Source organism: Isoptericola halotolerans (assembly GCF_045689585.1).
GTDB classification, from domain to species: Bacteria; Actinomycetota; Actinomycetes; order Actinomycetales; family Cellulomonadaceae; genus Isoptericola; species Isoptericola halotolerans_B.
The window spans coordinates 18,271-31,165 of the sequence record NZ_CP140108.1 but is presented as its reverse complement, the minus strand read 5'-3'; the positions used below and the strand labels follow the sequence as shown (position 1 = coordinate 31,165).

At 70.9% G+C, this 12,895-nt stretch carries 10 protein-coding genes and 1 riboswitch; of the genes, 9 read left to right on the top strand and 1 reads right to left on the bottom strand.

Going from position 1 to position 12,895, the window contains the following annotated elements; genetic code table 11:
- Positions 1-101: 101 nt before the first annotated feature.
- Positions 102-1,544 (top strand): helix-turn-helix domain-containing protein, encoded by a 1,443-nt coding sequence (locus UQW22_RS00130; protein WP_407318796.1) that lies wholly within the window; start codon positions 102-104, stop codon positions 1,542-1,544.
- A gap of 79 nt (positions 1,545-1,623) precedes the next feature.
- On the opposite strand, the gene UQW22_RS00125 is transcribed toward UQW22_RS00130, so the two are convergent.
- Positions 1,624-3,153: an alpha-N-arabinofuranosidase gene (locus UQW22_RS00125; RefSeq protein WP_407318795.1), complete on the bottom strand. Its 1,530-nt coding sequence runs from the start codon at positions 3,151-3,153 to the stop codon at positions 1,624-1,626.
- 143 nt (positions 3,154-3,296) lie between these two features.
- Here UQW22_RS00125 and UQW22_RS00120 point away from each other — a divergent pair, with 143 nt between their 5' ends.
- The 8 genes from UQW22_RS00120 to UQW22_RS00085 all read left to right on the top strand — a co-directional run bounded on the left by UQW22_RS00120 (position 3,297) and on the right by UQW22_RS00085 (position 12,871).
- Positions 3,297-4,313: a LacI family DNA-binding transcriptional regulator gene (locus UQW22_RS00120; RefSeq protein ID WP_407318793.1), complete on the top strand. Its 1,017-nt coding sequence runs from the start codon at positions 3,297-3,299 to the stop codon at positions 4,311-4,313.
- Positions 4,314-4,495: 182 nt separating this feature from the next.
- The gene (locus UQW22_RS00115; protein WP_407318792.1) at positions 4,496-5,872 is read left to right on the top strand and encodes an ABC transporter substrate-binding protein; all 1,377 of its coding nucleotides are present in this window, start codon (positions 4,496-4,498) and stop codon (positions 5,870-5,872) included.
- Between the two features lie 73 nt (positions 5,873-5,945).
- On the top strand, positions 5,946-6,923 hold the full coding sequence (locus tag UQW22_RS00110) for a carbohydrate ABC transporter permease (RefSeq protein ID WP_407318791.1): 978 nt from the start codon (positions 5,946-5,948) through the stop codon (positions 6,921-6,923).
- Positions 6,923-7,837 (top strand): carbohydrate ABC transporter permease, encoded by a 915-nt coding sequence (locus UQW22_RS00105; RefSeq protein ID WP_407318789.1) that lies wholly within the window; start codon positions 6,923-6,925, stop codon positions 7,835-7,837. The genes UQW22_RS00110 and UQW22_RS00105 overlap by 1 nt, the downstream gene beginning before the upstream one ends.
- Before the next feature lie 91 nt (positions 7,838-7,928).
- Positions 7,929-9,440, top strand: a complete 1,512-nt coding sequence (locus tag UQW22_RS00100) for an alpha-N-arabinofuranosidase (protein WP_407318787.1) — start codon at positions 7,929-7,931, stop codon at positions 9,438-9,440.
- Between the two features lie 80 nt (positions 9,441-9,520).
- Positions 9,521-10,552 (top strand): arabinan endo-1,5-alpha-L-arabinosidase, encoded by a 1,032-nt coding sequence (locus tag UQW22_RS00095; protein ID WP_407318786.1) that lies wholly within the window; start codon positions 9,521-9,523, stop codon positions 10,550-10,552.
- Between the two features lie 48 nt (positions 10,553-10,600).
- Positions 10,601-10,688: riboswitch (ZMP/ZTP riboswitch) on the top strand.
- 45 nt (positions 10,689-10,733) lie between these two features.
- Complete coding sequence (gene glyA / locus UQW22_RS00090) at positions 10,734-12,017, top strand: serine hydroxymethyltransferase (RefSeq protein WP_407318784.1); 1,284 nt, start codon at positions 10,734-10,736, stop codon at positions 12,015-12,017.
- Complete coding sequence (locus tag UQW22_RS00085; RefSeq protein ID WP_407318782.1) at positions 12,014-12,871, top strand: bifunctional 5,10-methylenetetrahydrofolate dehydrogenase/5,10-methenyltetrahydrofolate cyclohydrolase; 858 nt, start codon at positions 12,014-12,016, stop codon at positions 12,869-12,871. Before glyA ends, UQW22_RS00085 begins: the two co-directional genes overlap by 4 nt.
- Positions 12,872-12,895 lie beyond the last annotated feature (24 nt).

Sequence of the window (12,895 nt, the reverse complement as noted above, 5' to 3'; positions counted from 1 at the left end):
CTTCCCTGGTCACGATCGGCTCCCGATGTCTCCCGGAGCGTTGACTTCCCGAGCGTCGACCTGTTGATATATGGAGCCATCACCATATTTCGGAGGAAGACGTGACTCAGCAGGAAGTTCCCTCGAGGCCTCGCTACCGCGGTCGGCACCTGCCGATGGTGGCCGTGGTCGTCGCGGCCTTCATCGCCACCGCCCTGGCCTACAGCGGAATGGTCCTGTTCGGCCTCGAGGTCGCGAACATGGAGCCGCTCGAGGCCTACGCGCTCGCGGGCTTCCTCGAGGTGAGCCTGATCGCGGTCGCCCTCATGGCGCGCAACGCCGCCCTCGAGGGCCGCCCGTACGGGGTCCTGCTGACGCTGACCTGGATCCTGTCCGGGACCTCCGGCGTGTTCGCCGCTCTGCACGAGGTCGCCGTCCCGACGGCCAGCACCCCGTACATGGTGGTCTTCCGGTTCGTGCCGCCGCTCGTGGCGGCCATGATGTGGCACCTGGCACTGGTCGGCGAGCGTCATCTCGTCACCGGCCACACGCTCGACGAGCGTCGGCGCGAGCACCGGGTGCACCAGTACGTCACGGCCCTGGAGATGTGGCGCGACGCGCGCCTGGACAGCTCCGGCAGCCGACGCAGCACGAAGAAGATCCGCGCGGCGCACGAGCGGCAGCGCGCGGCCCGTGACCGCGCCCTCAAGCTGCTGACCGTGGAGGACTTCGAGCGCCGGATGCAGGTGTGGGTCGAGCGCCTGGAGGCCGCGGAGCGTCACGGCAGCCGGCTGGACACCATCGGGGCGAGCTCGGCGAAGCGCGGTACCGCCCGTGGGACGTTCGCCGTCGAGGACCTGGTGGCGGTCGGTGGCGACCGCCGTGAAGAGCCGACCACTGCCGAGCCCGTCGTCGTCGCGGCTCCGGTCGTCGCCGAGCCCGTTCTCGAGCCGGTCGCCAGCGAGCCCGCCGTCGCGCAGCCCGCCGTCGCGCAGTCCGCCCCTGAGGAGGTCGCCACCGAGCCCGCCGCTGCGGACGGTGCGGAGCCGTTCGCCGAGGAGTTCGGCGCTGCGCTGGGCGGCGAGCCCGCGGACGCCGCCCCCGCGGACGAGGCACCCGAGGGGCCGGCCGACGAGGTCCTCAGCGAGGCGCCGCAGCCGACGGAGCCGCTCCCGGAGACGGGGCACACCCGACGGGTCGAGGCCTTCGGGCTGAGCCGCCACGGCGACCAGACGGCCACCGGGGCGACGCCGCGGGTGCCGACCTGGTCGAACCTGCACGGGACCTCGGAGATCCCGGTGGTGACCGCGAGCGCTCAGGCCGACCGCCTGGACGCGTCGGGCGACCGGCCGGGGGAGAACACGGTCGAGGGCGCGGGCGACGAGCCCACCTCCGGCCGCGACCAGCGCATCCTCGAGCTGGCACGCCAGGGGAAGAACCAGCGCGAGATCGCCGACGAGGTGCAGGCCTCCCGGTCGACCGTGAGCCGGGTGCTGCGCCGCTACGAGGACCAGAAGCCTGGCTCGGAGCAGGCCGGCGACGAGCTGGCCCTCGCCCCGGCCTGACCGCCGCCCGGACGACGAACCCCTCGGGTCCGGACCGGCGGCCGCCGGCCCGGACCCGAGGGGTCTGTTCGTCGGCAGCTCAGAGGCGCGCGAACGTCCCGGCGAAAGCCGTCCACGACTCCGGCGCCAGGCGGACGGTCGTGGTGCCGCCGCCGGTGGTCAGGACGGCGTCGGCGACGTCGACGGCGGACCAGCACGCCTCGGCGACCTTCGCCGCGTGCTCGGGGCCGTGGACGCCGCTCTCGTGGTCGGCGACCATCCGGTGGCCCTCGGACAGGGACAGGGACGCCCCGACGTGGGCCAGGTCCACCTCGACGACGTGGTCCGACCGGTTGGTCAGGAACAGGCCCAGGGAGCCGTCGTCGTCCACGGTCGCGGCGGCCGTCACCGTCGGCGCCGTGCCGTGGCGCTCGGTCTCGTAGGACGCCGCCTCCACGCGGACGTCGAGCGCCGTGCCCCGGGCGAGGCGCGCCGTCGTCGCGAACGGGTGGAACGTGGGCTGGCGCCAGGCCTCCCCGCCCGGCTCGGTCATGATCGGCGCGATGACGTTGACGAGCTGCGCCAGGGCGGCGACCGGGACGCGGTCGGCGTGGTTGAGCAGCGTGACGAGCAGGTCGCCGACGACGACCGCGTCGAGGCCGGAGTAGACGTCCTCGATGATCCGCGGGGCGTCCCGCTGGATCGGCAGGTTCGACTCGCCGGGGAAGCGCGTCTCGAGGTACCAGACGTTCCACTCGTCGAACGAGATGGTGATCTTCTTGTCCGAGCGGCGCTCGGCGCCCACGGCGTCGGCCGAAGCGACCACGCGGTCGATGAACCGGTCCATCGCGGTGCCGGAGGCGAGGAACGAGGCCCGGTCGCCGTCGTGCTCCTCGTAGTAGGCGTGCATGGAGATGTGGTCCACCAGGTCATAGGTGTACGACAGGACGGTGCGCTCCCACGCGCCGAAGGTCTCCATCTGCATGGACGAGGAGCCGCACACGACGAGCTCGATCGACGGGTCGACGAGCTTCATGGCCTTGCCGGCCTCGGCGGCGAGCTTGCCGTACTCGTGGGCGTCCTTGTGGCCGATCTGCCACGGGCCGTCCATCTCGTTGCCCAGGCACCAGAGCCGCACCCCGTAGGGCTCGGTCCGGCCGTTCGCGATGCGCAGGTCGGCCCAGCGGGTGCCCGCCTCGCCGTTGCAGTACTCGACCAGTGCGGCGGCGGCGTCGACCCCACGGGTGCCGAGGTTGACCGCCATCATCGGCTCGATGCCCTCGCGCTCGGCCCACTGCAGGAACTCGTCCGTGCCCACGAGGTTGGGCTCGACGGTCCGCCAGGCCAGGTCGAGGAACGGCTTGCGGTCCTCGACGGGGCCGACGGCGTCCTCCCAGACGTAGTTCGACACGAAGTTGCCGCCGGGGTAGCGGACCATCGGCACGCCGAGCTCGTGGACGAGGTCGGCCACGTCGCGACGGAACCCGTGCTCGTCGGCCTGTGCGTGGCCGGGTTCGTAGATGCCGGTGTAGACGGCGCGGCCGAGGTGCTCGACGAAGGAGCCGAACAGGCGCCGGTCGACGGTCCCTCGACGGAAGTCGGGGTGCAGGGTGATGCGGGCGTTAGCCATGGTTCTCGGTGTTCCTCTGTGAACGGGGTGCGGGTGTGCCGCCATTGGTTACAACGATGTAGAGTGAACCACGACAGTGCTGTCCGGCACCAGCGGAGATTCCGTGGCCTACGCTAGGGCGCGTTGAGCAGGAGGAATGTCACGTGGCAGTGACCATGCACGACGTCGCGCACCGCGCCGGCGTCTCCATCAAGACCGTGTCGAACGTCGTGAACGACTACCCGCACGTGCGCGCCGAGACGCGCCGACGCGTGCAGGACGCGATCGACTCGCTGGGCTACCGGCTCAACACGACGGCGCGCAACCTGCGCCAGGGGCGGACCGGGATGATCGGCCTGGCGCTGCCGGAGCTCTCGCTGCCGTACTTCGCCGAGCTGGCGGACTCGGTCATGCGCGCCGCCGAGGAGCGGGGGGTCGTCGTCCTCCTCGAGCAGACGGGCGCCCAGCGCGAGCGGGAGCTGCAGGCGCTCGACTCGGCGCAGCGACGGCTGACCGACGGGCTGCTGTTCTCCCCGCTGGCCCTCGAGCCGGAGGAGACCGAGCGGCTGGAGGTCGACTACCCGATGGTCCTGCTGGGCGAGCGGATGTTCGGCCCGGTCGACCACGTGACCATGGCGAACGTCGAGGCCTCCCGGGCGGCGACGCTGCACCTGGTCGAGCGCGGGTGCCGCCGGATCGCCGTCATCGGCGCCCACCCGGGCGAGACGATGGGGTCCGCCCGTCTCCGCTTCGACGGGTACCGCCAGGCGCTGGCCGAGGCCGGGCTGCCGTTCGACCCGGAGCTCGTGGCGGACGCCGGCCTCTGGCACCGCTCGACCGGCGCGGCAGCCATGACGAGGTTGCTCGATGCCGGGACGGCGTTCGACGGGGTGTTCGGCATGAACGACGCACTGGCCCTGGGTGCCCTGCACGTGCTGCACTCCCGTGGCGTCTCGGTGCCGCAGGACGTCGCGGTCATGGGCTTCGACGACATCGACGACGCCCGCTACTCGGAGCCGTTGCTGAGCTCCGTCGCGCCGGGGCGCGAGCAGATCGCCCGCACGGCCGTGGACATGCTGCTGGAGCGGATCGAGGGGTCGACGGTGGAGCCGCGCCGCGTGGTCGCCTCGTTCGAGATCGTCGCCCGGGAGTCCTGCCTGCTGGGACGAACCGTGCACTGAGCGTCCCGCCGCCCCTCGTCGGTGACGAACCGGTCACGATGCGGTGGACGGGCTTGCCCAGCGATGTACAACGGTGTAAACATGGCCCTACTCCGATGTACAACGTTGGAGAAGAGGGTGCCGGAGCGGGCGCCCTCGCTGGAGGCCAAGGCGGCCCCCGCGCACATCAAGGAGGAGTACACATGCGCATCTCACAACGCCGTGGAGCACAGGTCGCCGTGGCCGCGCTGGCGGCCGGAGTGCTGCTCACCGCCTGCTCGTCGGACGGTTCCGGCGAAGTCGGCGACGGAAGCACGGACGCGGCGGGCGGCGACGCGACCTGCACCAACGAGGTCGTCGACCCGGACGCCACACAGGTCTCCGTGTGGGCCTGGTACCCCGCGTTCGAGTCCGTGGTCGACCACTTCAACGAGACGCACGACGACGTCCAGGTCTGCTGGACGAACGCCGGGCAGGGTGCGGACGAGTACAACAAGTTCTCGACCACCATCGAGGCCGGTTCCGGCGCGCCGGACGTCATCATGCTCGAGTCGGAGATCCTGCCGACCTACACGATCCTGAACTCGCTCGCCGACCTGTCGGAGTTCGGTGCCAACGAGCTCGAGAGCCAGTTCACCACCGGCGCCTGGTCCGACGTCGTCAGTGGCGACTCGGTCTACGCCGTCCCCGTCGACGGTGGCCCGATGGGCATGCTGTACCGGGCAGACATCTTCGAGGAGTACGGCGTCGAGGCGCCGACGACGTGGGACGAGTTCGCCCAGGCGGGCCAGGACCTGCGTGACGCCGGCTACGAGGGGTACATCACCAACTACCCGACCAACGGCAACGCGATGAACTACGCGCTGTTCGCGCAGAACGGCTGGACCCCGTTCGAGTACGACGCCGGGAACCCGCAGGAGATCGGCATCGACGTCGCCACGCCGGAGGCGGAGCAGGTCCTGTCGTACTGGAAGGGCCTGATCGACGAGGGCCTCGTGTCCACGGACGACGCGTTCACCTCGGACTACAACACCAGCCTCGTCGACGGCACCTACGCCGTCTACCTGGCGGCCGCGTGGGGCCCGGGCTACCTCCAGGGGCTGTCAGACGCCGACTCCGAGGCCGAGTGGAAGGCCGCGCCGCTGCCGCAGTGGGACGCGAACGACCCCACCCAGGTCAACTGGGGCGGCTCCACCTTCGCGGTGACCGAGCAGGCGTCCGACAAGGAGGCCGCGTACACGGTGGCCTCCGAGCTGTTCGGCAACATGGACGCCTGGGAGCTCGGCATCGACGAGGCCGCGCTCTTCCCGCAGTGGAACGAGGCGCTCGAGTCCGACTTCTTCGTGAACAAGGAGTACGAGTTCTTCGGCGGGCAGCAGATCAACAAGGACGTGTTCCTCGAGGCCGCGAACGGCTACGAGGGCTTCTCCTTCAGCCCGTTCCAGGTCTACGCCTACGACCAGCAGACGCAGGCGCTGTTCGACATGGTGGAGTCCGGCGGTGACGCCGCCACCACGCTGCAGACCATCCAGGACGCTCTCGTGTCCTACGCCCAGCAGCAGGGCTTCACCGTCAAGTGACCGACGGGTCGCCGGCCCGGGTCACCGGGCCGGCGACCCCTCCGTCCGGTCAGGATCGCGCAGGGAGTAGACCATGGCAACGTCGTCGGCAGCAGTCGACCGAGGCGCCGGACCCGCCACCGCGGGCGGGCGGGGCACAAGACCCCGTCGGACGGCCTCGACCAGCACCATCGACAGCAAGCGGCAGTGGTGGGGATGGCTCTTCGTCGCCCCGTTCACGGTCGTGTTCCTGCTGTTCCTCATCATCCCGCTCGGCTACGCGTTCTGGATGAGCCTGCACAACAAGGGTCTCGCGACCGGCGGCGAGTCCGTCTTCGTCGGCGCCGACAACTACGTGCGAGCGTTCACCGACCCCGTCTTCCTCGAGGGGCTGCTGCGGGTCGCCAAGTTCGTGGCCGTCATGGTCCCGATCCAGATCGGCCTGGCCCTGCTGTGCGCCCTGGTGCTGGACACCCTGGCCAGCCGGCTGTCCAAGGCGTCGCGGCTGCTCATCTTCGTGCCGTACGCGGTCCCCGCGGTCATCGGCGCCCTGATGTGGGGCTTCCTCTACAGCCCGCGGTTCGGCCCGGCCACCGACCTCTTCGGGCTCTTCGGCATGACGGCGCCGAACTTCCTCAGCTCGTCGATGATCTTCACCTCCCTGGTCAACATCGTGACCTGGCAGTGGGTGGGCTACTACATGATCATCATCTACGCGGCGCTGCGGACGATCGACCCGTCGATCTACGAGGCCGCGCGCATCGACGGGGCGAACGGCCTCCAGACGGCGGTGCGCATCAAGGTGCCGATGGTGTCGTCGTCCATGGTCATGGTCGTCGTCTTCTCCCTCATCGGCACGCTGCAGTTCTTCACCGAACCGACGGTGCTGCGGTCCGTGGCGCAGGGCGCGATCCCCTCGGACTACACGCCGAACATGTACGCCTACTCCCTGGCGTTCTCCTACAGCCAGTTCAACTACGCGTCCACGATCGCGTTCGCACTCGGCATCTTCGTGTTCATCGGGTCGTACATCTTCCTGTACCTGACCCGCAAGCAGAGTGGACTCAAGTGATGACTACGGACACCTCCACCAGCCCGGCCCCGACGAAGCGTGACCGCCGCCCTGGCACGGGTGCGAACGGCGGCCGCCGGATCGGCTCGCACGCCTTCCTGGTGCTCATGGCCCTCTACTTCGTCGTCCCCCTGTGGTTCCTCGTGGTCGGGTCCACCAAGACGAACAGCGGTCTGTTCGTCGGCTCCGGCGGGGCGCTGTGGTTCAACGACAATTTCTCCCTCGTCGAGAACATCCGGGGGCTCTTCGAGCACCAGGGCGGCATCTACTGGACCTGGCTGCGCAACTCGTTCATCTACGCGCTCGCCGGCGGCGTCGGTGCCACGGTGCTCGCGCTCTTCGCCGGGTACGGCCTCGCGAAGTACCACTTCAAGGGGCGTACCGCCTACTTCACCGTGCTGCTCGGCTCCGTCATGGTCCCGCTGACGGCGCTGACGATCCCGACCTTCGTGCTGCTGAGCGACATCGGCCTCATCAACACGATGTGGGCCGTCATCCTGCCGTCGCTGCTCAGTCCCATCGGGGTCTACCTCGTGAGGGTGTACTCCCAGGACGCGATCCCCAGCGAGATGCTCGACGCCGGGCGCGTCGACGGAGCCGGGGAGCTGCGGCTCTTCTTCCAGGTGGCCCTGCCGCTGCTGCGGCCGGCGATCGTCACGGTGCTGCTGCTGACCACGGTGTTCAGCTGGAACAACTTCTTCCTGCCGCTCGCCGTGCTGCGCGACACCGACCTGCTGCCCGTGACGGTCGGCCTCAACCAGTGGCAGGCCCTCTCGAACGCCGGCGCCGGCGGCGAGCAGGTCTGGAACCTCATCGTCACCGGTGCACTGGTCTCGATCATCCCGCTGATCGCCGCCTTCCTCGGCCTGCAGAAGTACTGGCAGGGCGGGCTCTCTCTCGGGTCGGTCAAGTAGACCGTTCCCTCCCAGCTCCCGGTGGGCACCGGCGCGGTGCCTACCGGGCTCCATCGTCGACCCCACCATCACCCCTCACCGGGGAGGTCCCATGCTGCCTGCCACCGTCACCGTCGACCCGGCGTTCGTCGTCGGTCCCGTGCGTCGCCGCACCTTCGGCTCGTTCGTCGAGCACCTGGGTCGGTGCGTCTACACCGGTATCCACGACCCTGGTCATCCCACCGCTGGTGGCGACGGGTTCCGTGGTGACGTCGTCGAGCTGACCCGTGAGCTCGGCGTGTCGACCGTGCGGTACCCGGGTGGGAACTTCGTCTCCGGCTACCGGTGGGAGGACGGCGTCGGACCGGTCGCGGAGCGGCCGCGGCGCCTGGACCTCGCGTGGCACTCCACGGAGCCGAACCTGGTGGGGGTCGACGAGTTCATGCGGTGGGCGCGGCGCACGGGCGTCGAGCCCATGATGGCGGTCAACCTCGGCACGCGGGGTGTGCAGGAGGCCCTCGACCTGCTGGAGTACTGCAACGTGTCCGCCGGGACGCAGTGGTCCGAGCGTCGGCGGGCGAACGGTGCCCAGGACCCGTACCGCATCAAGATGTGGTGCCTGGGCAACGAGATGGACGGGCCGTGGCAGATCGGTGCGAAGACGGCTCACGAGTACGGCCGCCTGGCCACCGAGGCCGCGCGGGCGATGCGGATGATCGACCCGGACCTGGAGCTGGTGGTGTGCGGGTCGTCCAACTCGGGCATGGCGACCTTCGGGGCGTGGGAGCACACGGTGCTCACCGAGGCGTACGAGCACGTCGACCACGTCTCGGCGCACGCCTACTACTACGAGTCCGACGGTGACCTGGCCTCGTTCCTCGCCTCCGCGGTCGACATGGACCACTTCATCGACTCGGTGGCCGCCACCGCCGACGCGGTGCGGGCCGCGGGCAAGCACCGCAATCGGGTCCACATCTCGTTCGACGAGTGGAACGTCTGGTACCAGAAGCGTGCCGAGTCCCGCCCACCGTCGGGCGACGACTGGCCGGTGGCCCCCGTGCTGCTGGAGGATCGCTACAACGTGGCCGACGCCGTCGTGGTCGGCAACCTGCTCATCAGCCTGCTGCGGCACACCGACCGCGTGCACGCCGCCTCCCAGGCCCAGCTCGTCAACGTCATCGCCCCGATCATGACCGAGCCGGGCGGGCGCAGCTGGAAGCAGACGATCTTCCACCCGTTCGCCCTGACCTCCCGCCACGCCGCGGGCGACGTGCTGCGCCTGGCCATCGACTCACCCGTGACCGAGACCGCCCGCTTCGGCGAGGTTCCCGTGCTCGACGCGGTGGCCACGCACGACGCCGCCACGGGCGAGGTCGTGGTCTTCGCGACCAACCGCTCCACCACGGACGACGTCGTCCTGGACGTCGACCTGCGCGGCTTCCCCGGCCTCGTCGTGCGAGAAGCGCTGACCCTGTCCAACCCGGACCACACCTGGGCCGCGACCGCCGAGGACGACACCACCGTGGCACCGCGCCTCAACACGACCGCCAGGACTGCCGACGGCCGGGTCCGCGCCGAGCTGCCACCCGTGTCCTGGACGATGATCCGGCTGGGCAGCGCGTGACGGCGGAAAACCCGGCACCCGCGCCCCCGAGGGCGGAGCCGCGCCTCGAGGAGCGGCGGCGCCGGAGACCTCTGCGCGTCGTGGTCGCCGTGCTGGGCGTGCTCGCGATCGGTGCCGGGGTCGCCCTCGGCATCGTCCGCCCCTGGGAGGGGTCGAGCGAGCCGGTGGCGCTCGCCCTGGACGGCGACCTGTCCACGCACGACCCCGCCCTCGTCGTCGGCGACGACGGCGATCCCTGGTTCGTCTACTCCACGGGCGTGCCGAACAAGGCGCTCGGTGCCCCGATGGTCCACCGGTCCGACGACGGCGGGGCCACCTGGGAGCAGGCCGGCCCGGCCTGGTCGAGCGCCGAGGACCCGCGGTGGGTGCGCGACCCCGACGGCGTCGCGGGCGTCAAGCACTACTGGGCGCCCGAGCTCGTCGAGCACGACGGCACCTGGTACCTCTACTACTCGGCGTCGACGTTCGGCTCGAACACCTCGGCCATCGGGCTGGCGACGTCGCCCACCCTCGACCCCGACGACCCGGCGTACGGCTGGACCCACCGGGGTCCGGTGTGGCGGTCGCAGGCGGTGGAGTCGTCGTACAACGCCATCGACCCCGGCGTGGTCGAGGACGCGGAGGGCGAGCCGTGGCTGTTCTTCGGGTCGTTCTGGGACGGCATCCACGCCGTCCCGCTCGAGTGGCCCTCGGGCATGCCCACGGCCGGTGCCGATCCCGTGCTGGTGGCGAGCCGGGACGGCGGGGAGAACCAGATCGAGGCGCCGTACGTCGTCGAGCGAGACGGCTGGTACTACCTGTTCGTCTCCTGGGGGAAGTGCTGCTCGGGCGTGAGCTCTACGTACTCGATCCACGTGGGCCGGTCGCGCGACGTCACCGGGCCGTACCTGGACGCCGACGGGCAGGACATGGCCGACGGCGGCGGGACGCTCGTGCTGGGCTCGGAAGGGTCGATGATCGGGCCGGGCGGGCAGTCCGTCTCGCAGGGACGCCTCGGGTACCACTTCTACGACGGCGACGCCGAGGGGCTGCACCGGCTGGCGATCCAGGAGCTGGGCTGGTCGCGCGGGTGGCCCGTCGCGACGACCGAGGTCCCCGCCCTACCGGGGTAGGGCCGGGTCGACCAGAGGGCTGACCCGCCGACGACCCATCGGCTAGGATCGACGCGTCGCGACTGGCGTACAGGTGGATCACCACCGGGGAGCGACGCGCTGTGCTGACGACGGGTCGGTCGCCTGGGCCCGGTCGGTAACGACAACCCGTGCAACCGCCGACACAGCAGGAGACGCCGCCATGAGCGCACCCGACCCCACGTTCAACGCCCCCCTGGCCGAGGTGGACCCGGAGATCGCCGCCGTCCTCGACGGCGAGCTGGCCCGCCAGCGCGACACCCTCGAGATGATCGCGTCGGAGAACTTCGTGCCGCGCGCCGTCCTGCAGGCCCAGGGCTCCGTCCTCACCAACAAGTACGCCGAGGGCTACCCCGGACGCCGCTACTACGGCGGCTGCGAGCAGGTCGACGTCGCGGAGAACCTGGCGATCGCCCGCGCCAAGGAGCTGTTCGGCGCCGAGTACGCGAACGTCCAGCCGCACTCGGGCGCCCAGGCCAACGCGGCCGTGCTGCACGCCCTGATCAACCCGGGCGACAAGATCCTCGGCCTCGAGCTGGCCCACGGCGGCCACCTGACGCACGGCATGAAGATCAACTTCTCGGGCAAGCTGTACGACGTCGCCGGCTACGGCGTCGACCCGGAGTCTCACCGCATCGAGATGGACGAGGTGCGCAAGCGCGCCCTCGAGCACCGCCCGGACGTGATCATCGCCGGCTGGTCCGCCTACCCGCGCCAGCTCGACTTCCCGGCGTTCCGGGAGATCGCGGACGAGGTCGGCGCCAAGCTCTGGGTGGACATGGCGCACTTCGCGGGCCTGGTGGCCGCCGGGCTGCACCCGTCCCCGGTGCCGCACGCCGACGTCGTCTCCTCGACGGTGCACAAGACGATCGGCGGCCCCCGCTCCGGCTTCATCCTGGCCAAGGAGGAGTACGCGAAGAAGCTCAACTCCGCCGTCTTCCCCGGCCAGCAGGGCGGCCCGCTCATGCACGTCGTCGCCGGCAAGGCCGTGGCGTTCAAGCTGGCGGCGTCGGACGCCTTCACCGAGCGCCAGGAGCGCACCCTGCGTGGTGCCAGGATCATCGCCGAGCGGCTGTCCCAGGCCGACGTCGCCGGCACCGGCGTGTCGGTGCTGACGGGCGGTACCGACGTCCACCTCACGCTGGTCGACCTGCGGAACTCCGCGATGGACGGCCAGCAGGCGGAGGACCTCCTGCACTCGGTCGGCATCACCGTCAACCGCAACGCCGTCCCGTTCGACCCGCGCCCGCCGCGTGTCACCTCCGGCCTGCGCATCGGCACCCCGGCGCTGGCCACCCGAGGCTTCGGTGACGAGGAGTTCACCGAGGTCGCGGACATCATCGCGGCCGCGCTGCGCGACGGCGAGGGCGCGGACACCGCGGCCCTCTCCGCGCGCGTCGAGAAGCTCACGGCCGACTTCCCGCTCTACCCGGAGCTGCAGCAGTGACCGCCCGCATGCTGCCGGGCAAGCCGGTCGCGGAGGCCGTGTTCGCCGACCTCGCGCCGCGGATCGAGGCGCTCGTCGCCGCCGGTCACCGGCCGGGGCTCGGCACGATCCTCGTCGGGGACGACTCGGCGAGCGCCGGCTACATCCGGATGAAGATGGACAAGGCGACCGAGCTCGGCTTCAGCTCACCCCACATCCACCTTCCTCAGGATGCCGCGCAGGCCGACGTGCTGGCGGCCGTGCGGGAGATGAACGACGCCGCCGACGTCGACTCCGTGCTCATCCAGCACCCGACGCCGCCGCAGATCGACTTCGATGCGGCCCTGCTCGCGCTCGACCCCGACAAGGACGTCGACGCGCTGCACCCGGTGAACATGGGACGCCTCGCGCTCGGGATGCCGGGACCGGTGCCCGCGACGCCGGCGGGGATCGAGACGCTGCTGGCGCACTACGAGATCCCGGTGGCCGGGCGCGAGGTGTGCATCCTCGGGCGCGGCACCACGCTCGGCCGCCCGCTCGCGCTGCTGCTCTCGCAGAAGCGGCCGACGGCGAACGCGGCCGTGACCGTGGTCCACACCGGGGTGCCGGACTGGCCGGAGTACACCAGGCGGGCCGACATCGTCATCGCGGCCGCGGGCGTGCCGGGCATCCTGCGCCCGGAGCACCTCACGCCGGGCGTGACGGTCGTCGGCGGCGGCGTCCGCTACGAGGGGCGGCGGCTGCTGCCCGACGTGGACGAGTCCTGCGAGGAGGTCGCCGGCGCGATCACCCCGCGGATCGGCGGCGTCGGGCCGACGACGATCGCCATGCTGTTCCGCAGCGCGGTCGAGGCCGCGGAGCGCTCGGTCGCCTGACCGGACCGGCGTCGGCCGTGCCGC